This is a genomic window from Amycolatopsis sp. NPDC033938, from assembly GCF_055575975.1.
This window is the reverse complement of record NZ_JBVIRO010000015.1, coordinates 64,455-88,444: the sequence shown is the minus strand read 5'-3', so window position 1 is coordinate 88,444 and position 23,990 is coordinate 64,455. Positions and strand designations below refer to the sequence as shown.

At 69.8% G+C, this 23,990-nt stretch carries 28 protein-coding genes; 16 read left to right on the top strand and 12 right to left on the bottom strand.

Going from position 1 to position 23,990, the window contains the following annotated elements; translation table 11 throughout:
• The first annotated feature begins 7 nt into the window (after positions 1-7).
• Together priA and ACZ5ZX_RS30585 are read left to right on the top strand one after the other, a co-directional pair.
• A complete protein-coding gene (priA, locus tag ACZ5ZX_RS30590) occupies positions 8-745 on the top strand; it encodes a bifunctional 1-(5-phosphoribosyl)-5-((5-phosphoribosylamino)methylideneamino)imidazole-4-carboxamide isomerase/phosphoribosylanthranilate isomerase PriA (RefSeq protein WP_465505447.1) in 738 nt (245 codons plus the stop codon).
• A gap of 80 nt (positions 746-825) precedes the next feature.
• Positions 826-1,173 (top strand): DUF1330 domain-containing protein, encoded by a 348-nt coding sequence (locus ACZ5ZX_RS30585; RefSeq protein ID WP_465505446.1) that lies wholly within the window; start codon positions 826-828, stop codon positions 1,171-1,173.
• 480 nt (positions 1,174-1,653) lie between these two features.
• On the opposite strand, the gene ACZ5ZX_RS30580 is transcribed toward ACZ5ZX_RS30585, so the two are convergent.
• The 9 genes from ACZ5ZX_RS30580 to ACZ5ZX_RS30540 all read right to left on the bottom strand — a co-directional run bounded on the left by ACZ5ZX_RS30580 (position 1,654) and on the right by ACZ5ZX_RS30540 (position 8,088).
• Positions 1,654-2,040 (bottom strand): PPOX class F420-dependent oxidoreductase, encoded by a 387-nt coding sequence (locus ACZ5ZX_RS30580; RefSeq protein ID WP_465505445.1) that lies wholly within the window; start codon positions 2,038-2,040, stop codon positions 1,654-1,656.
• Between the two features lie 26 nt (positions 2,041-2,066).
• Positions 2,067-2,801 (bottom strand): ABC transporter permease, encoded by a 735-nt coding sequence (locus ACZ5ZX_RS30575; RefSeq protein ID WP_465505444.1) that lies wholly within the window; start codon positions 2,799-2,801, stop codon positions 2,067-2,069.
• On the bottom strand, positions 2,798-3,532 hold the full coding sequence (locus ACZ5ZX_RS30570) for an ABC transporter ATP-binding protein (RefSeq protein WP_465505443.1): 735 nt from the start codon (positions 3,530-3,532) through the stop codon (positions 2,798-2,800). The genes ACZ5ZX_RS30575 and ACZ5ZX_RS30570 overlap by 4 nt, the downstream gene beginning before the upstream one ends.
• A 47-nt stretch (positions 3,533-3,579) precedes the next feature.
• Positions 3,580-3,711, bottom strand: a complete 132-nt coding sequence (locus ACZ5ZX_RS30565; protein WP_465505442.1) for a hypothetical protein — start codon at positions 3,709-3,711, stop codon at positions 3,580-3,582.
• Complete coding sequence (locus tag ACZ5ZX_RS30560) at positions 3,708-4,631, bottom strand: NADP-dependent oxidoreductase (RefSeq protein ID WP_465505441.1); 924 nt, start codon at positions 4,629-4,631, stop codon at positions 3,708-3,710. Before ACZ5ZX_RS30560 ends, ACZ5ZX_RS30565 begins: the two co-directional genes overlap by 4 nt.
• 28 nt (positions 4,632-4,659) lie before the next feature.
• Positions 4,660-5,658: a hypothetical protein gene (locus ACZ5ZX_RS30555; RefSeq protein WP_465505440.1), complete on the bottom strand. Its 999-nt coding sequence runs from the start codon at positions 5,656-5,658 to the stop codon at positions 4,660-4,662.
• Entirely contained in the window at positions 5,655-6,164 is a 510-nt protein-coding gene (locus ACZ5ZX_RS30550; protein WP_465505439.1) for a SigE family RNA polymerase sigma factor, read from the bottom strand. The genes ACZ5ZX_RS30555 and ACZ5ZX_RS30550 overlap by 4 nt, the downstream gene beginning before the upstream one ends.
• Positions 6,165-6,255: 91 nt before the next feature.
• The gene (locus ACZ5ZX_RS30545; RefSeq protein ID WP_465505438.1) at positions 6,256-7,476 is read right to left on the bottom strand and encodes a phytase; all 1,221 of its coding nucleotides are present in this window, start codon (positions 7,474-7,476) and stop codon (positions 6,256-6,258) included.
• Positions 7,477-7,485: 9 nt separating this feature from the next.
• Positions 7,486-8,088 (bottom strand): TetR/AcrR family transcriptional regulator, encoded by a 603-nt coding sequence (locus ACZ5ZX_RS30540; RefSeq protein WP_465505437.1) that lies wholly within the window; start codon positions 8,086-8,088, stop codon positions 7,486-7,488.
• Between the two features lie 38 nt (positions 8,089-8,126).
• Here ACZ5ZX_RS30540 and hisF point away from each other — a divergent pair, with 38 nt between their 5' ends.
• The 6 genes from hisF (at position 8,127) to ACZ5ZX_RS30510 (ending at position 11,855) form a co-directional block, all read left to right on the top strand.
• Positions 8,127-8,900, top strand: a complete 774-nt coding sequence (gene hisF, locus ACZ5ZX_RS30535) for an imidazole glycerol phosphate synthase subunit HisF (RefSeq protein ID WP_364023979.1) — start codon at positions 8,127-8,129, stop codon at positions 8,898-8,900.
• Positions 8,897-9,286 (top strand): hypothetical protein, encoded by a 390-nt coding sequence (locus ACZ5ZX_RS30530; protein WP_465505436.1) that lies wholly within the window; start codon positions 8,897-8,899, stop codon positions 9,284-9,286. The genes hisF and ACZ5ZX_RS30530 overlap by 4 nt, the downstream gene beginning before the upstream one ends.
• Positions 9,276-9,632: a phosphoribosyl-AMP cyclohydrolase gene (gene hisI / locus ACZ5ZX_RS30525; protein ID WP_125689256.1), complete on the top strand. Its 357-nt coding sequence runs from the start codon at positions 9,276-9,278 to the stop codon at positions 9,630-9,632. Before ACZ5ZX_RS30530 ends, hisI begins: the two co-directional genes overlap by 11 nt.
• 5 nt (positions 9,633-9,637) lie before the next feature.
• A complete protein-coding gene (locus ACZ5ZX_RS30520) occupies positions 9,638-10,000 on the top strand; it encodes a DUF1304 domain-containing protein (RefSeq protein WP_465505435.1) in 363 nt (120 codons plus the stop codon).
• A gap of 222 nt (positions 10,001-10,222) precedes the next feature.
• Complete coding sequence (locus tag ACZ5ZX_RS30515) at positions 10,223-10,699, top strand: hypothetical protein (protein ID WP_465505434.1); 477 nt, start codon at positions 10,223-10,225, stop codon at positions 10,697-10,699.
• A 70-nt stretch (positions 10,700-10,769) separates the two neighbouring features.
• Positions 10,770-11,855: a DUF3592 domain-containing protein gene (locus ACZ5ZX_RS30510; protein WP_465505433.1), complete on the top strand. Its 1,086-nt coding sequence runs from the start codon at positions 10,770-10,772 to the stop codon at positions 11,853-11,855.
• Between the two features lie 253 nt (positions 11,856-12,108).
• On the opposite strand, the gene ACZ5ZX_RS30505 is transcribed toward ACZ5ZX_RS30510, so the two are convergent.
• On the bottom strand, positions 12,109-12,714 hold the full coding sequence (locus ACZ5ZX_RS30505) for a TetR/AcrR family transcriptional regulator (protein ID WP_465505432.1): 606 nt from the start codon (positions 12,712-12,714) through the stop codon (positions 12,109-12,111).
• Positions 12,715-12,809: 95 nt separating this feature from the next.
• Here ACZ5ZX_RS30505 and ACZ5ZX_RS30500 point away from each other — a divergent pair, with 95 nt between their 5' ends.
• From ACZ5ZX_RS30500 to lgt, 8 genes are all read left to right on the top strand, one after another.
• Positions 12,810-14,372, top strand: a complete 1,563-nt coding sequence (locus ACZ5ZX_RS30500) for an anthranilate synthase component I (RefSeq protein ID WP_465505431.1) — start codon at positions 12,810-12,812, stop codon at positions 14,370-14,372.
• Complete coding sequence (locus ACZ5ZX_RS30495; protein WP_465505430.1) at positions 14,365-14,940, top strand: Trp biosynthesis-associated membrane protein; 576 nt, start codon at positions 14,365-14,367, stop codon at positions 14,938-14,940. Before ACZ5ZX_RS30500 ends, ACZ5ZX_RS30495 begins: the two co-directional genes overlap by 8 nt.
• A 192-nt stretch (positions 14,941-15,132) precedes the next feature.
• On the top strand, positions 15,133-15,942 hold the full coding sequence (gene trpC / locus ACZ5ZX_RS30490) for an indole-3-glycerol phosphate synthase TrpC (RefSeq protein WP_005155232.1): 810 nt from the start codon (positions 15,133-15,135) through the stop codon (positions 15,940-15,942).
• On the top strand, positions 15,939-17,168 hold the full coding sequence (gene trpB, locus ACZ5ZX_RS30485) for a tryptophan synthase subunit beta (protein WP_465505429.1): 1,230 nt from the start codon (positions 15,939-15,941) through the stop codon (positions 17,166-17,168). Before trpC ends, trpB begins: the two co-directional genes overlap by 4 nt.
• The gene (gene trpA / locus ACZ5ZX_RS30480) at positions 17,165-17,956 is read left to right on the top strand and encodes a tryptophan synthase subunit alpha (RefSeq protein WP_465505428.1); all 792 of its coding nucleotides are present in this window, start codon (positions 17,165-17,167) and stop codon (positions 17,954-17,956) included. The genes trpB and trpA overlap by 4 nt, the downstream gene beginning before the upstream one ends.
• A 268-nt stretch (positions 17,957-18,224) precedes the next feature.
• Complete coding sequence (locus ACZ5ZX_RS30475; protein ID WP_465505427.1) at positions 18,225-19,367, top strand: amidohydrolase family protein; 1,143 nt, start codon at positions 18,225-18,227, stop codon at positions 19,365-19,367.
• Positions 19,364-20,533: a M20 metallopeptidase family protein gene (locus ACZ5ZX_RS30470; RefSeq protein WP_465505426.1), complete on the top strand. Its 1,170-nt coding sequence runs from the start codon at positions 19,364-19,366 to the stop codon at positions 20,531-20,533. The genes ACZ5ZX_RS30475 and ACZ5ZX_RS30470 overlap by 4 nt, the downstream gene beginning before the upstream one ends.
• Positions 20,534-20,562: 29 nt before the next feature.
• Positions 20,563-21,633 (top strand): prolipoprotein diacylglyceryl transferase, encoded by a 1,071-nt coding sequence (lgt, locus tag ACZ5ZX_RS30465; RefSeq protein ID WP_465505425.1) that lies wholly within the window; start codon positions 20,563-20,565, stop codon positions 21,631-21,633.
• 289 nt (positions 21,634-21,922) lie between these two features.
• Here the strand turns inward: lgt and ACZ5ZX_RS30460 are convergent, their stop codons facing one another.
• On the bottom strand, positions 21,923-22,987 hold the full coding sequence (locus tag ACZ5ZX_RS30460) for an NAD(P)H-dependent amine dehydrogenase family protein (RefSeq protein ID WP_465505424.1): 1,065 nt from the start codon (positions 22,985-22,987) through the stop codon (positions 21,923-21,925).
• A gap of 10 nt (positions 22,988-22,997) precedes the next feature.
• A complete protein-coding gene (locus ACZ5ZX_RS30455; RefSeq protein ID WP_465505423.1) occupies positions 22,998-23,783 on the bottom strand; it encodes an SDR family oxidoreductase in 786 nt (261 codons plus the stop codon).
• Between the last annotated feature and the right edge of the window lie 207 nt (positions 23,784-23,990).

Below are 23,990 nucleotides of genomic sequence, written 5' to 3'. Positions count from 1 at the left end.
TGGGCGCGTGACTTTCACGCTCCTACCCGCCGTTGATGTGGCCGATGGCCAGGCCGTGCGACTCGTCCAGGGCGAGGCCGGCACTGAAACCTCCTATGGCAGCCCGCTGGAGGCGGCGCTCGCCTGGCAGCGTGACGGGGCGGAGTGGATCCATCTGGTCGACCTCGACGCCGCGTTCGGCAAGGGCTCCAACCGCGAGCTGCTCGCCGAGGTCGTGCGCCGGCTGGACGTCCAGGTGGAGCTGTCCGGCGGCATCCGCGACGACGCCTCGCTCGAGGCCGCGCTGGCCACCGGCGCCCGCCGGGTCAACCTCGGCACCGCCGCGCTGGAGGACCCGGAGTGGACCGCGAAGGTCGTCTCCACCTTCGGCGACCGTGTCGCCATCGGGCTCGACGTGCGGATCACCGAGGCCGGGCACCGGCTGTCCGCCCGCGGCTGGACACAGGACGGCGGTGACCTCTGGGAGGTCCTCGACCGGCTCGACCGCGACGGCGCGCAGCGCTACGTCGTCACCGACGTGAGCAAGGACGGCACCCTCCAGGGCCCGAACATCGACCTGCTCCGTGAGGTCGCAGCCCGCACCGACGCGCCGGTCATCGCCTCCGGCGGTGTGTCCAGTGTGGACGATCTCCGCGCGCTGGCCGCGCTGGCCCGCGACGGTGTCGAGGGCTCCATCGTCGGCAAGGCGCTCTACGCGGGGGCGTTCACCCTGCCCGAGGCGCTCGCGGCCGTCGCGGAGTTCTGAGCTTTACCTCCCGGGTAATCGACGCCACGCGGCAGGTCGGTCAGGATTCTTCCAGGACAGCGAAAACCTGGAGGGACACCATGACCGCCTACGGAATCGCCCACCTTCGCCCGCCCGCCGTGACGGCGGAAGAGGTCTTCGAGTACCTGGAGCGGATCCAGGACACGCTGGATCCCTTCGGCGGCAAGTTCCTCGTGCACGGGGCCGAGGTGCAGGTCGTCGAAGGCGAATGGCCCGGCGCGCTGGTGATGATCGAGTTCCCGGGTATCGAGACCGCTCGCGAGTGGTACGACTCGCCCGCGTACCAGGAGATCCTGCACCTGCGGGCGGACCACATCCCGGGTGACCTGATCCTGGTCGACGGCTGCGGACCGGACCACGATTCGGCCGCGATGGCGGCGGCCATGCGGGCGGCGCAGGCCGCTTGAACGTCTGGCGAGCCGGTGACGGTAGCGCGTGAAGGCCCCCTTCCCTCGGCTCAGCCGAGGGAAGGGGGCCTTCACGCGCAGCCGATGTGACCGGTGGTGCTGTTGAGGCTCGTGATGGCCGTCCGGGGCGTTGAGGGACTCTGAGTCCCTCAAGGAGTCCTTCACGGCCCGGTCGCTACCGGACTCACCCACCGGTACACCCTCGGCCAGAACCCGAATCGCCACTCACGACCCCGCACAGAGTGCCATCAGTCAGGCACCTGGTCGGCTGGGAGTGTCCCTTGTGGACACCCGGGACATTAGGACAGAGCCGGTTCTCTCGAGAGACAAGGCAACGGAAGATCCGGGACGCTCAACGGCCGGAATCTTCCCCACCCGGACCGCCCCGGCAACCCGCACAAAGCTCCACACCAGTGGGTAAGCAAAGGCGAGCCCCTCAAAGTGGCTTTCACGACCTAACCACTCACGAGGCTGGTGGCTCTACTCCGCCAGCTTGACCGCGATCCCCACCGTCCGGTCCTTCGGCCCTCGCAGTTTGCTGAAGAACATCGTGACCTGCCCGATGATCCCGTACTTGCGCGCGATCACCTTGCGCACGCGTTCGGTCTCGTCGAGGTCCAGCAGCCGGGCCTCGCCCGCGACGACGGCGCCATGGGTCTTGGTGCCGCGGAGGTCGCAGGCCTGGACCTCGACGCGGCCGCTGTTGCGGATGCGCTTGACCTTGCCCGCCTTCCGTTCGGACCAGAACACCAGCTCGCCGCCGTCACCCGCCAGCCAGATCGGCGTCGGCACCGGCGTGCCGTTCTTGCGGAAGGTGGTCAGGACGACGTACTTCTCGGCGGCGAGCCGCTCGAATTCCGATCCCATGTGGAGAGTTTAGGGTGTCCGGAGACTTAGGGTGTCCGGCGACGCAGCGTCGCCGCGCCGAGTACCAGTGCGACGAGGGCGCTCGCGCCGACGATGATCAGGTTCCGGATCAGCGTCGCGTCCACGGTGCCCGAAGTGGTGACGCGGGTGAGTGCCTCGACGGCGTACGAAAGCGGCATCACGTCCGAAAGCCGGTTCAGCAACCAGCCCATCTGGCCGCGCGGCACGAACAATCCGCACAGCAGGATCTGCGGCAGCACGAACAGCGGCATGAACTGCACCGCCTGGAACTCCGTCCGCGCGAACGCGCTCACGAACAGGCCGAGCGCCATCCCGAGCAGGGCGTCGAGGACGGCGATGAGCAGCAGCATCCCGATCGAGCCAGCGATGTCGAGGCCCAACCAGGCGAGCGAGATCCCGGCCGCGACGCCGACCTGCACGATCGCGATCGAGCCGAACGCGAGCGCGTAGCCGAAGAGCAGGTCCAGTCTGCCGATCGGCAGGGTCATCAGGCGTTCCAGCGTCGCCGTGGTGCGTTCGCGCAGGGTGGTGATCGAGGTGATCAGGAACATGATCGTGAACGGGAAGACGCCGAGCAGCGCCGGAGCGACGCGGCTGAAGACCGGTTCGGAGTTGAAGACGAAGCGCAGGAGCACCATCAACAGGGACGGGACGGCGATCAGCATCACGACGGTGCGGGGATCGTGCCGCAACTGCAGGAGGATGCGACGCGCCGTGGCCAGCGTCAGCGCGGGATTCACGACGGGGTCACCTCCGAATTCGACGCCGCGCGGACCAGCCGCAGGAACGCCTGCTCCAGATCGGTTGTGCCGGTGCGCTCGCGCAGCCGGGCAGGCGTGTCGTCGGCCAGGATCCGGCCCTCGCGCATGAGCAGCAGGCGGTCGCATCGCGCGGCCTCGTCCATGACGTGGCTGGACACGAGCAGCGTCGCCCCGCCGTCGGCGAGACGGCGGAACAGTGCCCAGAGCTCGTCGCGGAGAACGGGATCGAGACCCACGGTCGGTTCGTCGAGGACGAGCAGTTCGGGCTTCCCGAGCAGCGCGACGGCGAGGTTGGCACGGCTGTGCTGGCCGCCCGACAGTGAGCCGACCAGTTTGCCCGCGTGATCGGCGAGCCCGACCTCGCCGATCACCCTGTCCACATTGGACATCGGTGCGCGGAGGACGGAAGCGAAGTAGCGCAAGGCTTCCGTGATGGTGAGGTCGGCGTAGATGGCCGGGTTCTGGGTGGCGTAGCCGATCAGCCGCCGCAGCGGCGGGCTGCCTGCCGGATGGCCGAGCACGGTGACCTCGCCGCCCGCGACGATCTGCACGCCGACGAGCGCGCGCATCAGTGTCGTCTTGCCGCAGCCGCTCGGGCCGAGCAGGCCGGTGATCCGGCCGGGCGGCGTCTCGAATCCGATGTCCCTGACGACCTCGCGTCCGCCGCGGACGACCCGCAGGCCGGTCACGGAGATCGCGGAATTAGTCATGTGTTTAATTCTGCGCCCGTTGAGAACCCGAGTCAAGAGGGCGTGGTTCAGGGCAGCCGGACCGCGATACCCGGGTAGTCGGCCACCAGCGGATGCTCGTCGTGGCTCAGAACGCGGGAGAAAGCGAAAACCGGTGCCGTGTGTTCGTGCTGCCGCCAGCTCGCCGCCGGGAGGCTCACGGCACCAGGACGAGCTTGCCCCGGACGTGGCCCGCTTCGCTCTCGTCCTGAGCCGCGCCCGCTTCGGCGAGCGGGTAGACCCGGGCGATCGGCAGGTCGAGCTTGCCTTCGGCGGCGAGCGCCGCACCTTCGGCCAGCGCACCGGGGACCTGCTCGGCCGGGCCGCCTGAGGTGAAGTGGACGCCGTGGTCGGCCGCGTCCGGCGCGGCGATGGTGACGACGCGTTTCGGGCCACCGGTCAGCTCGACCAGGGCGCCCAGCGAGCCCCGGCCGGAGGTGTCGAAGGACGCGTCGATGCCCTGCGGTGCGACAGCGCGTACGCGCTCTTCGAGCCCTTCGCCGTACTTCACCGGGATGGCGCCCAGCGACCGCAAGTATTCGTGGTTCGCTTCGCTCGCGGTGCCGACGACGGTGAGCCCGCGCCCGACGGCGAGCTGGACGGCGACCGTGCCGACACCGCCCGCCGCGCCGTCGATGAGCAGCGTCTCGCCCTCGGTGAGGTTCAGCAGGTTGAGCGCGCGATAGGCGGTGGTGACCACGACGGGCAACGCGGCGGCAAGCTCCCAGGACAGCGACTCCGGCTTGCGGGTCAGGCCGGCCGGATCCGCGAGCACGAACTCCGCGTATCCGCCCATCCCCCTGCCGAGGACCTCGTCGCCGACAGCGAACCCGGACACGCCTTCGCCGACGGCGTCCACCACGCCGGCGACATCCCCGCCGGGGACCGCGGGGAAGGTGGCCGGGTACACCTCGGCCATCAGCCCGGCCCGGATCTTCCAGTCGATCGGGTTCACCCCCGCCGCGCGCACGGCGATCCTGACCTGGCCGGGGCCGGGCTCGGGAGGCTCCCGCTCGACGAGGCGAAGAACGCCGGAGTCGCCGTATTCGGTGAACGCGATGGAGCGGTAGGTGTCCGTCATGCCGTCGACAACCCCCGCCCGCCCGCGCCTATTCCGGTGGCTTCCCGAACCCGCTGTAGTCCCCGGGAACGATCTGCAGGCTCTCGGCGATGTCGAGCAGGATCGCGCGGTCCCGGTTGCCCGACACGGTCAGCCACCGGCCGTCTTCGAGCTGGACGGCGACCGTTTCGTCCTGATGGCCGAGCCGCCCCTCCCGAGCCGGGAGGTACAGGCCGTCGATGCCCCTGACCTTGACGGTGACCGGTTCCGCCCCGTCCGGTTCCGGCCGCCCGCCACCGAGTGACGCGGTGACGGCCGGGGTCGCGGCAGGCTGCCCGGCCTCGGTGGCTTCGAGTTCGGTCGCGCCCCCGCTGACCCGCATGGAGGTCTTCACCCCCGACAGCGCCAGATCGGCGGGCAGCCTGCCGAACCGCAGTTCGCCCGAGACCCGGGCGCGGCCGTCCTTGACCATCTCGTCGGCGATCCGCTGACCGACCTCGCGTGGCTCCTTCACCCCGGTCAGGGTCAGGTTCAGCACGTAGATGTCGTCGGGGGACCAGGTCAGCACCGTCGCGTCGCCGTTCACCTCGGTGACCATCCCGACCCTGCCCTGCACGATGATCTGGTTCGGCGCGGGCGCGATCGTCCACGGCCCGCCCTTGTCGTCGAGCGGGGTGGTGGTCAGCTGGACCTGGCCCTGTTCGCCGCCGCTCCATTCCCTCGTCTGCGGTGCGGGATAGGGCTTCGCGCTCCGGCGGATCTCGCGGTAACCGTCGGGCAGCCAGCCGGGTTTGTAGGGCAGCACCGCCCAATCGGCGTTGCGCGGCGAGGCCGGGGGGACAGCGGTGTAGGCCCGCAGGCCGAGCGGCACGCCGAGCGCGATGATCGCGACCGCCGCCGCGACCAGTGCCAAGGCCATTTTCGGACGGCTGCGCGATCGCTGGTTCAGCGCGTCGCGGATCTCGGACCCGTCGGGTGCCCGCGTCGCCAGGCGTTCGAGGCTCTCCCGGATGAGATCCTCGGTGTTCTCTTCACTCAGTCGGGTCATTTGCGCGCTCCCGTGGGCTGAACAGACGAAGACGGCCCGGTTTCCCGCAGCGTGGCGAGCGCGCGCGAGATCTGGCTGCGCACGGTCGACGTTGCGCAGCGGAGCACCGCGCCGATCTCCTCGTCGGAGTAGTTCTCGTAGTAGCGGAGCACGATCGCGGCACGTTGTTTGCGCGGGAGCTTCGCGAGCCTGTCCAGCATCGCGTCGCGTTCGTCGTACTCGATGGCGTGATCGGAGACCGGCGGGCTCACCAGATCGAGGACTTCCGGCGAAGACGACACCACGCGGCGGACCGCGAGGCGGCGTCGCCACGAGAGGTACTCGTTGGTCACCATCCGGCGGACGTACGTCGGCGGCGAGTCGATCTTCGGCCAGCGTTGCTGAGCCCGCAGCAGTACCTCCTGCACGATGTCCTGCGCCAGATACGGATCGTCGGTTAGGACGGTCGCGTAGCGCAGGAGCCCGTCCAGGCGATCCGCGACGAACTCGTCGAAGGTCGCAGGCACGTGTTCCCTCTCAGCCGGTGGTCTCGACCCTAACGACGCGCGAGACCACCTGGCTGATGCATCGGGAACGGAACTTTCTCGGTGAACGCGGTCACCGCAGGGCGGTCTCCAGCCGGACGAAGGCGAAACCGGTGGTCGCCAGTTCCTCGCCCGCCGGGCCGGTGGCCGCCGGACGACGTTCGCCGTCGTGCACGACCAGCAGGCCGTGCGGGAACAGCGGGCCCAGCGGCCGGGTGGTGATCGCGGCGCCGTCGGAGTGCTCGACCGAGTCGGTCCCGCGTCCGGCGACGATCCGGAAGTCGCGCCTCGGGGTGCCGGCGCGGTCATAGACCACGAAACGCGAGTCGCCCTGGCTCGACGCGAGCAGCTTTCCGCCGGCCAACGCCAGCCCTTCGGCGTCCGCGGTCAGCCACTTGCCGCCGAAGCCCGGGTCGGGGCCGTCGGCGACGCATTCCTCGGTCGCCTCGTCGAAACGCTGCGGCACCCCGAACGAACGGACCTTGTCGATCAGCTCAGGACGGCCGAAACCGGCACCGCTCACGGGGACGCGCCAGATCCCGACATCCTCCTGCGCGGTGTAGAGCACGCGGTGTTCGACGTCGAGGACCGAACCTTCCAGCTGCGGGCGCTCGTCCGGTTCGCCGCACGGCGACCAGGTCTTCCCGTTCGGCAGCCGGAACTCCGACGGCAGGTCGAGCGTGCCGATCGGCGCCGTGCCGACGGTGCCACCCGGTTTGTCGACAAGTCGCAAGAGCGCCACGCGGGTCTCGTGCCGCCTGGTCACCGCGACCCAGCGGGCGCCGGTGCGCGGATCACGTCCGGCGGTGAGCCCGTACGCCGTCCGCTGTTCGTCCACTTCGGACTCCGACGCGGAGAAGACCGGTGCGGCGGAAGGATCCGTGACGTCCCGGAGCACCCGCGATCCGGCCGCGGCGCCCGCCGGGTCGATCCGGTAGACGCGGACGCGATCCCGGCCGCGGTCGCTCACCACGGCGAGATCGCCGACGACATCGACGTTGTTGAACCGGCCGCCCGCGGGCACGGCGAGGTGCTGGAGCTGCCGCGCCTTCAGGTCGAACGCGGCCAGCCCGCCTTCCTTGAGCGTGCCGAGGACGACACTCCGCGCCGGATCGGTGGGATGGACCCAGATCGCCGGGTCGTCGGCGTCGGCGTTCGCCGGGGCCGCGCCCGCGTCGTCGACGAACGCCCTGGTCTGCGCCACCGGCGAAGGGTCGGGACTCGCTTCGGCCGGGGAACCGGCGAGGAGGGAGGCCACCAGCAGAGGCAAGGGGAGGAGAGCAGCGATGCGCACGCGGGGAAGTTAGCCGCGCCGGGTGTCCGGCCGGTGAACGCCGTCGGTCAGGTAGTACTGCGCGACCGGCGCCAGCATCGCGACGACCTCCTCCTCCGACGCGTCGACCAGCGGCGGGAGCCCGATGACGTACCGCAGCAGGGCGAACCCGATCATCTGCGCGGCGACTCCGGCCACCCGGACCTTCGGTATCCCGCGCGCCTCGGCGACCCGCGCCAGCACCGCCCGCTCCAGGAACTGCCGCATCATGGTCGCGACCTGGTCGTTGGTGGTCGCGGACCGGATCATCGCCAGGAACGGCGCGCGGCCGTCCGGGGCCTGCCAGAGCCCGAGGAACGCGCGGACGAGACGTTCGCCGATCTCGTCCTCGGGGCCGTCGAGGATGCGGGGGACCAGTTCGCCGGGGTCGACCGGCAGGTTCATCGACGCGGCGAAGAGCCGTTGCTTGGTGCCGAAGAAGTGGTGCAGCAGCGCGGCGTTGACCCCGGCGTCGGCCGCGATGGCCCGGACGGTCGCCCCGTCGTACCCCTGTTCGGCGAACCTGCGCCGCGCCGCTTCGAGGATCTCCTCCCGCGTCCCGGTCTGCCCCGGCCGCCGCCCCGCCTGTGCCATTCCGCGAGCTTAGAACGCCCTTGACTACGCTTGTCCCCATGTCTGTCGCAGTCAGGGTCATCCCGTGTCTCGACGTCGACGCGGGCCGAGTGGTGAAGGGCGTCAACTTCGCCGACCTGCGCGACGCCGGCGACCCCGTCGAGCTCGCCCGCCTGTACGACGCCGAGGGCGCCGACGAGCTCACGTTCCTCGATGTCACGGCCTCCTCCGGGGACCGCGAGACCACCTTCGACGTCGTCCGGCGGACCGCCGAGCAGGTGTTCATCCCGCTCACCGTCGGTGGCGGCGTGCGCACGAACGACGACGTCAACCGGCTGCTGCGCACGGGCGCGGACAAGGTGAGCATCAACACCGCGGCGATCGCGCGGCCGGAGTTCCTGCGTGAGGCGTCCCGCCGGTTCGGCGCGCAGTGTGTCGTCCTGTCGGTGGACGCCCGCCGTGTTCCCGAGGGGACCGAGCCGACGCCGTCCGGATTCGAGGTGACCACGCACGGCGGTCGCCGCGGCACCGGGATCGACGCCGTCGAATGGGCCGCGCGCGGCGAAGAGCTCGGCGTCGGCGAGATCCTGCTCAACTCGATGGACGCCGACGGCACCAAGAACGGCTTCGATCTCGAACTGCTGACCCAGGTGCGGAAGGCGGTCCGCGTCCCGGTGATCGCCAGCGGCGGCGCCGGCGCGCTCGAACACTTCCTCCCCGCCGTCGAGGCGGGCGCGGACGCGGTGCTCGCCGCCAGCGTGTTCCACTTCGGACAGTTGAAGATCGGCGAGGTCAAGGGCGCGTTGCGCGCCGGGGGAGTCGTGGTCCGGTGATCCCGAACAAGTGGAAGGTCGCCACCGAGGTCAAGGTCGTCTGCGCGCTGCTGCTCGGACTCGGCCTGGCGTATGTGGCGATGGCCGGGATCCTCATGTTCGCGCCGTACTCCTCCGCGCGGACGTTCCTGCTGCCGGGCACGGCGCTGCTCCTCGGCGGGCTCGTCGTGGCCGGACTGGTGCTGAGGATGGCGTCGGCGCGGTTCGCCGGTTTCGGCGTCAGTTTCCTGTTCGCGTTGCTGCACGCGCTTTCCATGCTGGCGGCGGAACTCTTCTGGGTGAAGATCGTCTCCGGGATCCTGTTCGCCGGGTACATCTACGCCGCGGTCCTGCTCAACTCGATGCCGGTGAAACGGTACCTGCTCGGAGCCACGAATGACGCTTGATCCCGCCCTCTCGGACCGCTTGAAACGCAACGCCGACGGGCTGATCGCCGCCGTGGTCGTCGAACACTCCACATCGGACGTCCTGATGATGGCGTGGATGAACGACGAGGCGCTGGAGCGCACCCTCACCACGCGGCGCGGGACCTACTATTCGCGCAGCCGTAAGGAACTGTGGGTCAAGGGCGAGACCTCCGGCCACGTCCAGCACGTGCGCGAGATGCGGATCGACTGCGATGGCGATACCGTCCTGCTGCGCGTCGACCAGACCGGCCCGGCCTGTCACACCGGCACGCACACCTGTTTCGACACCGACGAACGGCTGCTGCTGGCCGACGAGAGCGAGTAGAACCTGTGAACGTCGTCGCCAACGTGCTGGTCGGCATCGTCGCCCTGATCCACCTGTACATCGTCGTACTCGAGATGTTCCTGTGGACGTCCCCGCGCGCCCGCGCCTCGTTCGGCACCACCGAGGAGTTCGCGAAGGAGACCAAGACGCTGGCGGCGAATCAGGGGCTGTACAACGGTTTCCTGGCCGCCGCGCTGATCTGGGGACTGATCGCGACCGGGAGCACGGCGTGGCAGTTCAAGATCTTCGGTCTCGCCTGCGTGATCGTGGCCGGGCTCTACGGGACGGCGACGGCGAGCAAGAAGATCTTCTTCGTGCAGGTGGTCCCCGGCACGCTGGCGCTGATCGCGGTGCTGATCGCCGGCTGAGGCGCCTGCTCACTTGCACGCCCGCCGAGCGCACCCGGTTGCCCTGGAGCGAGATGGAACTCGTTGTCCGGAAAAGCCGCGATTCCCGATTAACCTCGGCGCATGAAACCGGGAAGAAGATCGGCCGATCGTGACCGGCCGAGACGGCGTCCGCGCGTCGCCGGTCGGCCTCGGCCCGATTCGGGAACCGAAGACTCCGACACGTCGGCGATACACGACGACGTGGCCCTCCCGCTGATCGGAAAACTGTCGCTCTTCGAACAACGGGCGACGGCTTTGGCGGTGTTCTGGATCGCTTACTTCGTTGTGTGTCAAATAGTCTCGGTAGATCGCCGATTCGAGGTGCTGGTCCCGCTGTCGTTGGCGGCCCTCTACGGTATTCCGGCGTGTCTGTACGCCGCCTGGCTCTGGAGGGGCCGCCGTCGGTCCGCCGAGAAGACCGGCCTGCGCGAGGCCATGGCGACGGTGCGGCCCGGCTGGTTGTATCCCCGGATCGACGTTTACCTCGAGCGCGGCTACAAGCTGCTCCAGACGCGGCGGTCGTTGCGGATCGCTCCCCGTTTCGAGGGACTCGAGAAAGTCCCCGTCTTCATCGGCGGCGAGGAAACGGACATGATCGTGATCTTCCCGCGGGGCCGGTTCTTCAAGGACAGGCTCCACACCGTTCCCGTCAAGGAGATCGAGCCGGACACGGATTGACCGCCCCACCGTGCTCGGGGCGTGACGTTTTCGCTGGTCAAGGCGGCTCCAGTGGACGTATTCTCCTCCCATGACACTGGGGGACGCTGCCTGGAAGAAGGCACGTACGCATCGGCGCAGGGAAGTCGGGTACCAGGTATTCGGCCTGTTCTTCGTACTGATCTTCCTGATTTGGACGGCAGGCACGATCTATTCGGTCGCGCTACCGGACTATCCGTGGGAGGACTACGAACTCGCGGCGGACATCGCGATCATCGTCGTGGCTTCGGCGTTGGTGGCGTTCGCCGCCTGGCGTGCCAGGGTGAACGGTGCCCGGTCCGTCATGCCGGTGGGATCCGGGAAGTGGCTGCCGCCCGAGGAGGACCTTCCGGCCGACGGCCGGGTCGACCTCGAACGAGAGATCTCGCGCTTGAAGACGTTGAGGTTGCGGGCTTTGCTCATCGCGCTCGGGTGGGCCGCGGTGCACGTGGGCGGCTTCCTCGGGATGTTCGGTGTGGCGCGCTCGTCCGAGGAACTGCTGGCGACGGGCGCGCAGGTGGCAGGCTGGGTGGTGAGTCACCATGATCCGGGCGAAGGCTGGGGCGCTCGGTCGATGGAGGTCGATTACGTCGTCGGTGGCGAGCGCTATACCGGTGAAGTGTCCATCGGAACTGATCGTCACTACGTGCCGGGAGAATCGGTGACGGTGGTGTACGACCGTTCGGCCCCGGATCGGATGCGGACCGTGGAGGAGCCCAACGAGAGTCAGTTCTTGATGGGGGTTTCGGTGATCTCGGCGGTCGTGGCCCTGATCGCCGTCCCGTTCTCCCTCGTCGCGGCCGGAGCGTGGCGGAGGCGCCACCGGTCGGTGGCGGCGACCGGATGGCGGGCGGCTTCGGTCACGGTTGTGCCGGACTACCCGGTCCGTCCGGGTCGCAAGACGCCGACGATCGAGGTCGAATACCGCGACGGCAGCAGGATCACCCTTCGCGCTTCGACCTCGACGCATGGCTCGACCCCGTTGCGGAACCGGCCGGGACGATGGGCCTGGGTCGGCGGCGAAGGCCGGGACATGGTCGTGCTGTTCCCGCACGGGCGTTGGCGTGAAGCGCCTTACGCGGTACCGGCGTGGGCGGTGACAGAACGTTTCCGGCCGCACGAACAAGCCACCTCGTGAGTGGTGATGACTGGCTGCAGGCGAGGAGCTCCCCGTTGAGGCGGGGGCGTCGCGCGACTGTCCACAAGGGACACCTTTCCGAAGAATCGGTGTTCGATTGATGTCGCCATGTGCGGTTCCGCGTGGGGTCGTGAGTGGCGAATAGGGTTAGAACCCTCCTTGCCACTCACGACCCCCACTCGAAAGCTGGGGTGCGGCCCGGCTTCCGTCGGTCAGCCCGGTACCACTCACGAGACCCAGCACTTACCGCCGCTCAGTCGATCTTGCCGGTCAGGTACCGCTGCACGGTCGGCGCGATCGCGGTCACCAGCGGCTCGATCTCACTCGAAGCCATGGGTTCGAATTTCGCGACGTACCGCACCAGCCCCATCCCGACGAGCTGGGAAGCGCACAGCGTGGTCCGCAATTCGGCGCGGTCCGAGCCCAGTCCGCCGATGACCTTCGTGAAGAAGTTCTGGAAGAACCCGCGCAGCACGGCCGCCGCCTGTTCGTGCCCGGCGACGCTGCGCACAAGGGCTTGGAACACGTCGCCGCCCGCGCCGTCCCATCGGGTGAGGAAGGTCCGCACGATCCGCTCGCCGAACTCGTCGTCGGGGCCGTCGGTCAGTTCGGCGAGGAGGTCGCGCGGGTCGAACGGCAGCTTCAGCACGGCTTGGGCGAACAGCCCTTCCTTGCTGCCGAACCAGTGGTTGACCATCGCCGCGTCGACCCCGGCGCGGGTCGCGATCGCCCGCACCGTCGCGCCGTCGAAGCCGCTCTCGCCGAACACGGCGCGCGCCGCCTCGATCAGCGCGGTGCGGGTGTCCTGCCCGCCCGGCCGCCGTCCCCGGCGCCGGACGGTAGTGTCTTCAGCAGCCATGGCGCCATCATGAACGGACCCGCCGCAAAATTCAACAATACTTGAATTTTGCCCCCGGTCCCGGCGCCACCCGCCGTTGCAGCACAATGGGCGACATGGTCAGCGCCGCACATGCCAGCCCATCGGGGCTCGGCTCGGTCAGCCCCTCGCGCGACGAGTTCCGCGCGCTCGCCGAGGGCCGTCGCGTCATCCCTGTCGTCCGTCGCGTGCTCGCCGACGGTGAGACCCCCATCGGGGTCTACCGCAAGCTCGCCGCCGACCGGCCGGGGACGTTCCTCTTCGAATCGGCGGAGAACGGCGCTTCCTGGAGCCGGTGGTCGTTCATCGGCGTCGACAGCCCCGCCGCGCTGACCGTGCGTGACGGTCAAGCCGTCTGGACGGGCACTCCGCCGGTCGGCCTGCCCACCGAGGGCGACCCGCTCACCGTGCTGCGCGAGACCGTCGCCGCGCTCCACACCGAACAGCTGCCCGGGATGCCGCCGCTCACCGGCGGGATGGTCGGCTACATCGGCTACGACGCCGTCCGCTGGCTCGAACGGCTCCCCGAACTCGCCGAGCGCGACCTCGACATCCCCGAGCTCACCATGCTCCTGGCGACCGACCTCGCCGCCTTCGATCACCACGAGGGCACGGTCACCCTGATCGCCAACGCGGTCAACTGGGACGACTCGCCCGAGCGGGTCGACGCGGCGTACGACGACGCCGTCGCGCGCCTCAACGCGATGACCAAGCAGCTGCACGTCGCCGCCCCGGCCACGGCGGCCGTCTTCGACCGCCCCGCGCCCGAATTCACGCGCCGCCGGTCCAAGCCGGACTTCCACGCGGCCGTCGAGAAGGCCGTCGAGGCGATCAAGGCGGGCGAAGCGTTCCAAATCGTGCCGTCGCAACGGTTCGAGATCGAGACCGAGGCCGACGCGCTCGACGTGTACCGAGTGCTGCGCACGTCCAACCCGAGCCCGTACATGTACCTGGTGCGGCTGGAGGGTTTCGACATCGTCGGCTCCAGCCCGGAGTCGCTGGTCACCGTCCGGGACGGGCGCGCGACCACCCATCCGATCGCGGGCACCCGCTGGCGCGGCGCCGACCCGGAAGAGGACGCGCAGCTGGCCAAGGACCTGCTCGCGGACGAGAAGGAACGCGCCGAGCACCTGATGCTCGTCGACCTCGGCCGCAACGACCTCGGCAAGGTCTGCAAGCCCGGCACCGTGCGTGTCGTCGACTTCTTCGACGTCGAGCGCTACAGCCACGTCATGCACATCGTCTCGACGGTCACCGGCGAACTCCTCGACGACAAGACGGCCTTCGACGCGGTCGCCGCCTGTTTCCCGGCCGGAACGCTCTCGGGCGCGCCGAAGGTCCGCGCGATGCAGTTGATCGAAGAGCTGGAACCGACCCGCAGGGCGCTCTACGGCGGCGTCGTGGGCTACCTCGACTTCGCCGGGGACGCCGACACCGCGATCGCGATCCGCACCGCCCTGATGAAGGACGGTGTCGCCTACGTCCAGGCGGGTGGCGGCGTGGTCGCCGACTCGGTGGCCGACTACGAGGACAACGAGTCGCTCAACAAGGCCCGCACCGTGCTGTCCGCCGTCGCGGCGGCGCAGACGATGATCGCGGCGGACGAACTCGACCCGGAGGGTGACCGCACTCGTGTCTGAGGCCCCGGAAGGCGCAGCACCTCGGGCGAAGCAGGTCAAACGTCCACTGTGGATCGCCGTGGTGGGCCTGCTGCTGGGCGCGGTCGCGCTGTGGGGATCCTCGCGGCTGGTGTGGTTCGCGGAGTTCCGCGACGGCGGCGTGCGCGGCACGGTGCTGTACACCGAAACCGGGTCACAGCGTGCGGTTGCGCTGATTCCGCTCGCCCTGCTCGCGCTGGCCGGCACGGCGGGGCTGATCGCCACCGGTGGCTGGCCACGCCGGGTGCTCGGCGTGGTACTCGCGGTCGCGGGCGTCGCGGCCGTATGGATCGGTGTGGTCGGTGGCGCGTTCACCGGGTTCGCCGACGGGCTGCCCGTCGCCCAGATGCTGGGCGCCAGGGGACTGGCGATCCTCGGGGGAATTCTCGTGACCGCCGGGGGGTTGACAGCCATCAAGGGCGCGGGCCGGATGCCGCGCCTCGGCGCGAAGTACTCGGCGCCAGGGGCGAAGAAGCGGGCCGCGAAGGATCCGGAGACCGAACTGTGGGAGGCGCTGTCCGAAGGCGAAGATCCCACGGCGACCCGGTGACGACAGCGGAATTCGCGGGTTTCGGAGATCTTTCCCGGCAAAGATGACACGGTGGGCATTCGGAGTAACGGACATACCCGGAACCAGGCCGTATTCGTGCGGGGGTTAGCATCGTTTCGGCGGGAAGGGGAAGGTTTTTGTGAGCGACCTTGCGAAGGAATCCGTGAGTACGACAGCCGGTGAGGTCCGCCGGTGAGCGTGCTCGAAGACATCGTCGCCGGCGTCCGCGCCGATCTCGCCGAGCGCGAGGCGGCTCTGCCGTTCGACGAACTGAAGAAGCGCGCGACCCAGGTCGCGCCCCCACGTGACGTGCTCGCGGCCCTGCGAGAGTCCGGCATCGGCGTCATCGCCGAGGTGAAGCGGCGCAGCCCCTCCAAGGGTGATCTGGCCGAGATCCCGGACCCGGCCGCGCTGGCGAAGGACTACGCCGACGGCGGAGCCCGGGTGATCAGCGTGCTGACCGAGCAGCGGCGGTTCGGCGGTTCGCTCGCCGACCTCGACGCGGTCCGCGCGGCGGTCGACATCCCGGTGCTGCGCAAGGACTTCATCGTCAGCCCGTACCAGGTCCACGAGGCCCGGCTGCACGGCGCGGACATGGTCCTGCTGATCGTGGCGGCACTGGAGCAGAACGCCCTGATCGCGTTGCTGGACCGGGTCGAATCCCTCGGGATGACGGCGCTGGTCGAGATCCACAACGCCGAAGAGGCCGACAAGGCTCTCGAAGCCGGCGCGAAGGTGATCGGCGTCAACGCCCGCAACCTGCACACCCTCGAGGTCGACAGGGACGTCTTCTCGCGGCTGGCCCCGGGCCTGCCGATGGACGTCTTCAAGATCGCCGAGTCCGGTGTCCGCGGCCCCGGCGACCTGATGTCCTACGCGGGTCACGGCGCCGACGCCGTCCTCGTGGGCGAAGGGCTCGTCGCGTCCGGCGACCCGAAGGGCGCGCTGGTCAAGCTCGTCACCGCCGGTTCGCACCCAGCCTGCCCGAGGCCTTCTCGATGACCACTGAGTACCACGAGGAACCGCACGGCAAGCACGACCCGGACGGCCGGGGCTACTACGGCCCGTACGGCGGCCGGTTCATGCCCGAGGCCCTGATCGGCGTCGTCGACGAGGTCGCGGCCGAGTACGACAAGGCCCGCACGGACCCGGATTTCGTCAACGAGTTCCGGCGTCTGCTGCGTGACTACGCCGGTCGCCCGTCGCTGCTCACCGAGGCCAAGCGCTTCGGCGAGCACGCGGGCGGCGCCCGGATCTTCCTCAAACGCGAGGATCTGAACCACACCGGTTCGCACAAGATCAACAACGTGCTGGGTCAGGCGCTGCTCACCAAACGGATGGGCAAGAAGCGGGTCATCGCCGAGACCGGGGCCGGGCAGCACGGCGTGGCCACCGCGACCGCCTGCGCGCTGCTGGACCTGGAATGCATCGTCTACATGGGCGAGGTCGACACCGAGCGGCAGGCGCTGAACGTCGCCCGCATGAAGCTGCTCGGCGCCGAGGTGATCCCGGTGAAGACCGGTTCGCGCACGCTCAAGGACGCGATCAACGAAGCGCTCCGTGACTGGGTCACCAACGCCGACACCACGCACTACCTGTTCGGCACGGCGGCGGGCCCGTACCCGTTCCCGATGATGGTGCGGAACTTCCACAAGATCATCGGCGAGGAGGCCCGCGCCCAGATCCTGGAGCAGGCCGGACGCCTGCCGGACGCCGTCGCGGCCTGCGTCGGCGGCGGATCGAACGCGATCGGCATCTTCCACGGTTTCATCGACGACCCGGACGTCCGCCTCGTCGGCCTCGAGCCGGGCGGCGAAGGCATCGAGGGCAACCGCCACGGCGCCACGCTGACCAAGGGCACCCCGGGCAACCTGCACGGCGCGATGACGTACCTCCTGCAGGACGAGGACGGCCAGACCGTCGAGTCGCACTCGATCTCCGCGGGCCTCGACTACCCGGGCGTCGGCCCGGAGCACTCGTGGCTCAAGGACACCGGCCGCGCCGAGTACCGGCCGGTGACCGACGCCGAGGCGATGGACGCGTTCAAGCTGCTTTCCCGCACCGAGGGCATCATCCCGGCGATCGAGTCGGCGCACGCGCTGGCCGGTGCGCTGGTGCTGGGGCGCGAACTCGGCCCGGAGGGGCTGATCATCGTGAACCTGTCCGGTCGTGGCGACAAGGACATGGACACCGCCGCGAAGTACTTCGGCCTGGTGGAGAACGCATGAGCGGCTTGAAAGAGCTCTTCGCGGCGACGCGCGCGGAGGGTCGCGGAGCGCTGATCGGGTACCTCCCGGCGGGCTTCCCGACTGTCGACGGGTCGAAGGACCTGCTCGCCGCGGTGATCGACGGCGGCGCCGACCTGGTCGAGGTGGGCGTGCCCTACTCCGACCCGGTGATGGACGGCCCGACCATCCAGGCCGCGTCGGTGAGCGCGCTCTCCAGCGGGTTCAAGCTCAAGCACCTGTTCGAGGTCGTCGAGTCGGTGTCGTCGCGCGGCGGCAAGGCCGTCGTGATGACGTACTGGAACCCGGTGCACCGCTACGGCGTCGACCGCTTCGCGCGGGATCTCGCCGCCGCGGGCGGGCTCGGGATGATCACCCCGGACCTGATCCCGGACGAGGCCGACGAGTGGATGTCCGCCTCCGAGCAGCACGGTCTGGACCGGATCTTCCTGGTCGCGCCGTCCTCCTCGGAGGAGCGGATCGCGAAGACCGTCGAGGCGGCTTCGGGTTTCGTGTACGCCACCGCGGTGATGGGCGTGACCGGTGCCCGTGACCAGGTCGGCGTGCACGCCGAGGATCTGGTCGCGCGGACCCGCGCGCATACGGACCTGCCGATCGGTGTCGGGCTCGGCGTCCGTTCCGGCGAGCAGGCGGCGCAGGTCGCCGGATTCGCCGACGGTGTCATCGTGGGCTCGGCCCTGGTGACAGCCGCGGCGAGCGGACTGGACGCCGTTCGGGAGCTTTCGGCCGAACTGGCCGCGGGTGTGCGGAAGACCGTCGCCCCCGCTTGATCTGATCGCGCGTGAAGGCCCCCTTCCCTCGGCTCAGCCGAGGGAAGGGGGCCTTCACGCGCGTCTCGCCTCGGGTAGAGATGCACCCACGTCTCGGCCTTGGCGCCGCCGGTCTTCGTGCCGACGTTCCCGCACCACTGCGTCGACTGCGTCGTCAGGTAGGACGGACACCGCACTCCTGTTCGTCCAAAGTGGACGGTGACCCTTGCGGTGCCGGATTCCATCCCTAGGGTGGGGCGCACTCGTCGATCACGAGAAGGGACGCGTCATGCCGGGACCTGGGATTCTGCCGTTCGTGGCCGAGACGCGGCTGGTGGACCACCACTGCCACGGCGTCGTCACCGGAGACCTCGGCCGGATCGAGTTCGAACAGCTGCTCACCGAGGCCGACACCGTCTCCTCACTGGGCACGACCCTGTTCGACTCGCTGATCGGGCTCGCGGTCCGCGCCCGCTGCGCGCCGGTGCTCGGCCTGCCGCCGCACGTCCCGGCCGATGCCTATCTGGCCCGCCGCGCCGAAGTGGGCGCCGCCGAGGTCAACGCGCGGTTCCTGCGCGCCACCGGCACGACGGAGTTCCTGCTCGACGGCGGTTTCCTGCCGGACACGCTGACCACGACCGAGCAGTTCGCGGCGCTGTCCGGCGCCCGCGCGCGCGACATCGTCCGGCTCGAACGGGTCGCCGAAGCGGTCATCGAGTCCACGACGGCGGCCGGATTCGCCGCGGCCTTCACCGGGGAACTGGCGAAACGCGCCACGACGGCGGTGGGGCTCAAGTCCATCGCCGCCTACCGGGTCGGCCTGGACCTGGCGGGGGACCGGCCGACGGACATCGAGGTCACCGACGCGGCGGGCCGCTGGCTCGCCCGGATCGAGGCCGGTGAACCGGTCCGGCTCGCGGACGAGGTGCTGCACCGGTTCCTCGTCTGGACCGGGATCGACCTGGCCCTGCCGGTGCAGTTCCACGTCGGTTTCGGCGACTCCGACGTGGACCTGCACCGCTGCGATCCGCTGCTGCTCACCGGGCTGTTGCGGGCGACGCGCTCACGCGGGGTACCGATCATGCTGCTGCACAATTACCCCTTCCACCGGAACGCCGCGTATCTGGCGCAGGTCTTCGAGCACGTGTTCATCGACGTGGGACTCGCGACGCACAACGCCGGTCACCGTGCGCCCGCGATCATCGCGGAGACAATGGAGATCGTGCCGTTCGGGAAACTGCTGTTCTCCACGGACGCGTTCGGGCTCGCCGAGCTGTACCACCTCGGCACCGCGCTGTTCCGGGCAGGACTGTCGGATTTCCTGTACGCGGGGCTCACCGCGGACGTACTGTCCGAAGTGGACGCACGACGGATCACCGCGCTCGTGTGCCACCGCAACGCGGAGCGGGTGTACGGGCTGGAGGGGACATGACGGAACTGGACGAACTGCAGGACCGGTGGGAGGCCGCCGTCGAGGCGGAGCTGCCGTCCGCGATCGAGCTGCGGCACCGGGTGCACGCCGATCCCCGCGCTTCGGGGGACGAAGAGGACACCACCAGGGTCCTCGTCGAGGCGCTGGGCGGGGACGAGGGGGTCCGGGTCGCCAAAACCGGCCGCGCCGTGCTGTTCCCCGGCACCGGTGCGGGACCGGCCGTGGCACTCCGCACCGAACTGGACGCGTTGCCCGTCGTCGAGCGCACCGGCGCCCCGTGGGCTTCGGAGACGTCGCTGATGCACGCGTGCGGGCACGACGTGCACATGGCCGCGCTCGTCGCAGCCTGCCGCGCCGCGGCGGTCGTGGGGGTGCCGCGGCCGCTCGTCGCGCTCCTGCAGCCGCGTGAGGAGACCTCGCCGTCCGGCGCGCTGGACATCGTCGAATCCGGCGTGCTCCACGAATACGGCGTCGACACGGTGATCGGCGCGCACGTCCAGCCCCGGCTCGCGGCGGGTGTGGTCTCGGCGGTGCCGGGGCCGGTCAACGCCTCCACCGACGAGTTCGAAGTGACCGTCCGCGGCCAGGGCGGGCACGCCGGCTACCCGCATCTGCTGCGGGATCCGATCCTCGCGCTCAGCCAGATCGTGGTGAGCCTGCAGCAGCTCGCGAGCCGCCGGGTCGACCCGGTGTTCGGCGCGGTCTGCTCGGTGGGCCGGATCGAAGCGGGGAGGACGGCGAACGTCGTGCCGAACGAGGCCCGCCTCTCGGGCTCGTTGCGGCTGATGCGCGCCGAGGACCGCGACCTCGCGCTCGAGGGCCTCGCCGAGGTCGTCCACGGCACCGCGAAGGCGCACGGCTGCCGCGCGGAACTGGAGATCAACCCGTGCGAACCCGTGCTGCACAACGACGCCGGGCTCACCCAGCGTGCGCACCGGCGGCTCGTCCGGGCCGGGTCGGGGGTCGACACCGACTTCCGGTCCTTCGGCGCCGACGATTTCGCGCACTACTGCGGGCTGACGCGCGGGCTGATGATGTTCGTCGGCCTCGGTGACACGGCCGGCGCGCCGAGCCTGCACGACGAGGTGTTCCTGCCGCCGGACACCGCCGTCGGGCAGGTCGCGTCCGCGCTGATCGCGGGCTATCTGGCCGCCGTCGAGGGCTGACGCCCCCAAGACGCGGCGGAGGCGCTACGGTGGCCGACGTGAATACCGCCTCGGCAGCGTTCCTCGCGACCATCCCCAGTCCCGACCAGGGCGTCTGGCATATCGGGCCGATCCCGATCCGGGCATACGCGCTGTGCATCATCGCCGGCATCATCGCGGCGATCTGGCTGGGCGAGCGGCGATGGATCGCCCGGGGCGGTACGAAGGGCACCGTCATCGACGTCGCCGTCTTCGCGGTGCCGTTCGGCCTGGTCGGTGGGCGGTTGTACCACGTCATCACCGACAACCAGCTGTACTTCGGCCCGGGCAAGAACCCGCTGAACGCGCTGAAGATCTGGGACGGCGGGCTCGGCATCTGGGGCGCCATCGCGCTGGGCGCGGTCGGCGCGCTGATCGCCTGCCGTCGCCGGGGCATCCCGCTGCCCGCGATGGCCGACGCGCTCGCGCCGGGGATCGTGCTGGCGCAGGCCGTCGGCCGGGTCGGCAACTACTTCAACCAGGAGCTCTACGGCGCGCACACGGACCTGCCGTGGGGCCTGGAGATCTACCAGCGCTACAACCCGACCAACCCGGACGACTTCCTGAACGGCGTCGCGATCGGGCACGTCCCACTGCCGGACAGCCCCGTGCACCCGACGTTCCTCTACGAGCTGCTCTGGAACGTCGGGGTGGCGCTGCTGGTCATCTGGGCGGACAAGAAGTTCCGCCTCGGCCACGGCCGCGCGTTCGCGCTCTACGTCGCCGGGTACACCGCGGGCCGGTTCTGGATCGAGCTGATGCGGACCGACAGCGCGAACCACATCCTCGGCCTGCGGGTCAACGTGTGGACCTCGATCCTGCTGTTCGCCGCCGCCATCGCGTACTTCGTGCTGGCGGCCAAGCGGGGGCCGCGGGAGGCTCCGGAAACGCTGTGGAGCAAGGACGTGCCGCGGGAGGGCGCCTCCGACGGCGAGGGCGCCTCCGACGGCGAGGGCGCTTCTGTGGCCGCTTCGGGGCCCGAGGGCGAGGCGCACGCGGACGTCGCGGCGGCCCCGGACACCGTGCGTGACTCCGCCGCCGACAAGGCGACCGAGGACCCGAAACCGGAGGCCGAGAAGTAGCCCGCTGCACCCTTCGCGCGTGCCATGAAAGGTCCTTTCCTTGCAAAATTTGCAAGGAAAGGACCTTTCATGGCACTGGTTCGTCCTGGGGTTTCGCAGGAGCGGGCGACTACGGGTCGCGGCCCGGCGGGCTGAAGGGCCCTTTCCCCTCATCTCACGCGGTGAAGGGCGCTTCCTCCGCATGCGATGCGGTGAAGGGCCCCTTCAGCCCCCCGGGCCGCGACCCGGCGCTACCTCGCAACCAGTCGACTAAACGCGTAACGCGCCAGACCGCCAAGCGCACCAGACCTCAGGGAGCGACCAGTCCCCGTCCCGTCACCAACGGCAGGTCCAGCGCGGTCAGCAGCCCCGGCGGAGCCGCCACCACCGCCGGGATCGCGTTGACCAGCCGCATCGCGGTCGCCTTCAGCCCGGCAGTGTTGTGGTCGCCGTCGGTGCCGAGCAGCCGCAGGTCCAGCACGTACTCGGGCTCACCGGTCACCTGCACCCGGTAGCAACCTTGCCCGGTCGGCTGCGGCCAGTCCGGGCCGAGGTCGGGTCGCAGCCGTGTGACGTGCTCCAGCACGCACACCGCCCGCCCGCCACGCATGCCGCGCACCTCGAACCGCAGCGCCGCCGCCGTGCCCTCCTTGATCGTCCCCGAGGCGATCTCGAACGTCTCAGGCGCGGGTAGCCGTTCGTAGACCTCCTCGACGGTGTCGAGCTCGACGTCCAGTCCCGCCGCGAGCTGCCGCACGACGCTTCCCCAGGCCAGCGACAGGACACCGGGCTGCAACAACAGCGGCAGGTCGTCCATCTCGCGGCCGAAGCCCATGATGTCGAACAGGACCTTGCCGTTGTCGTACGTGGAGTAGTCGAGGATCTCCAGGCAGCGGACCTCGTCGATCCGTTCGCACACGCTGGTGAGCACCAGCGGCAGCCAGTCGTTGGCGAAACCGGGGTCGACGCCGTTGACCCACAGCGACGCGCCGCCTTCGCGGGCCGCCTCGCGGATCGGTTCGATCATCTCCGGCGGGACGACACCTTCGGGGTACTGGAGGAAGACCGGGCTGCTCGACACCACGTTGATCCCGGCGCGCAGGAAGCGCTTCAGATCCTCGACGGCCTCCACGAGCCTGTCGTCCGCCATCGCCGTGTAGACGACACAGTCCGGCTTCAGCGCGATGAGCGCGTCCGCGTCGGTCGTCGCGGAGACCCCGAGCGGGCGCCCGAGCCCGGCCAGTTCCCCGGCGTCCACCCCCGCTTTGGCCTCGCTCGAAACCCAGACCCCGGCGAGTTCGAGATCGGGACGGGCGTCGATCCCGGCCAGCGCGTGGCGGCCGACGTTCCCGGTACTCCACTGGACCACGCGCATGCGTTGTCTCCTACAGATCGGGCAGGCCCAGTTCCAGGTTCGGGGCCTGCAGTCCACCGTCGACTTCGAGGATCTTGCCGGTGACGTACCGGCCCGCCCGCGACGCCAGGAACACGACCGTGGCCGCGATGTCCTCGGCCTCGCCGATCCGGCGCAGGGGAGTGGCGGCCTCCATCCGGCCGCGCAGTTCGTCGTTGCCCACCACCACTTCGAGCGCGGAGGTCGCCACGGAGCCGACCGAGATCGCGTTCACCCGCACCTTCGGCGCGAGGTCTGCCGCGGCGAGCCGGGTGTAGTGCGCCAGCGCGGCCTTCGCCGTCCCGTACGCGGCGAAGCCCCGGCCGCTCACGCGACCCATGACCGACGAGATGTTGACGACCGAACCGCCGGTCTCCAGTAGCGCGGGTGCCGCCGCCGTGGTCAGCGCGTGCGCGGTGGAAACGTTGAAGCGGAAGGCTTCTTCGAGAAAATCGGTGGTGGTTTCCAGCAGCGGGCGGGGATAGGTCCCGCCGACGTTGTTGACCACCAGGTCCAGCCGCCCGAATTCCGCGGTCGCGATCGCCGCCAGCTCGGCGGCGGCCGCCGGGTCGCTCAGGTCGGCGGGCACCACGCGGGCTCGCCTGCCGGTGGCGGCGACCAGGGCCGCGACGTCGTCGAGCTGGCTTTCGGTGCGGGACGAGATCACCACGTCGGCGCCGGCCTCGGCGAGCGCGACGGCCGTCGCCGCGCCGATCCCTCGGCCGGCGCCGGTGACGACGGCGACCTGGTCGGTGAGCCGGAAACGGTCCAGGATCATGCGCGGAACTGTAACACGTTCTAGTAATGCGGCCCCAGAGTGCGGAGAACGCCCGGAGTGACTAGGGTCGCCTCACCACGACTCTTGACATGCCGGAACAAGACATATACTTAGCGGTACGAACTACCGCGACCCCATCAGGAACTGTGTCGTTCCGGTCATCCAGATTGTTACCCATCGGGGAGATTTCGGGCCCGCTGAATTGGT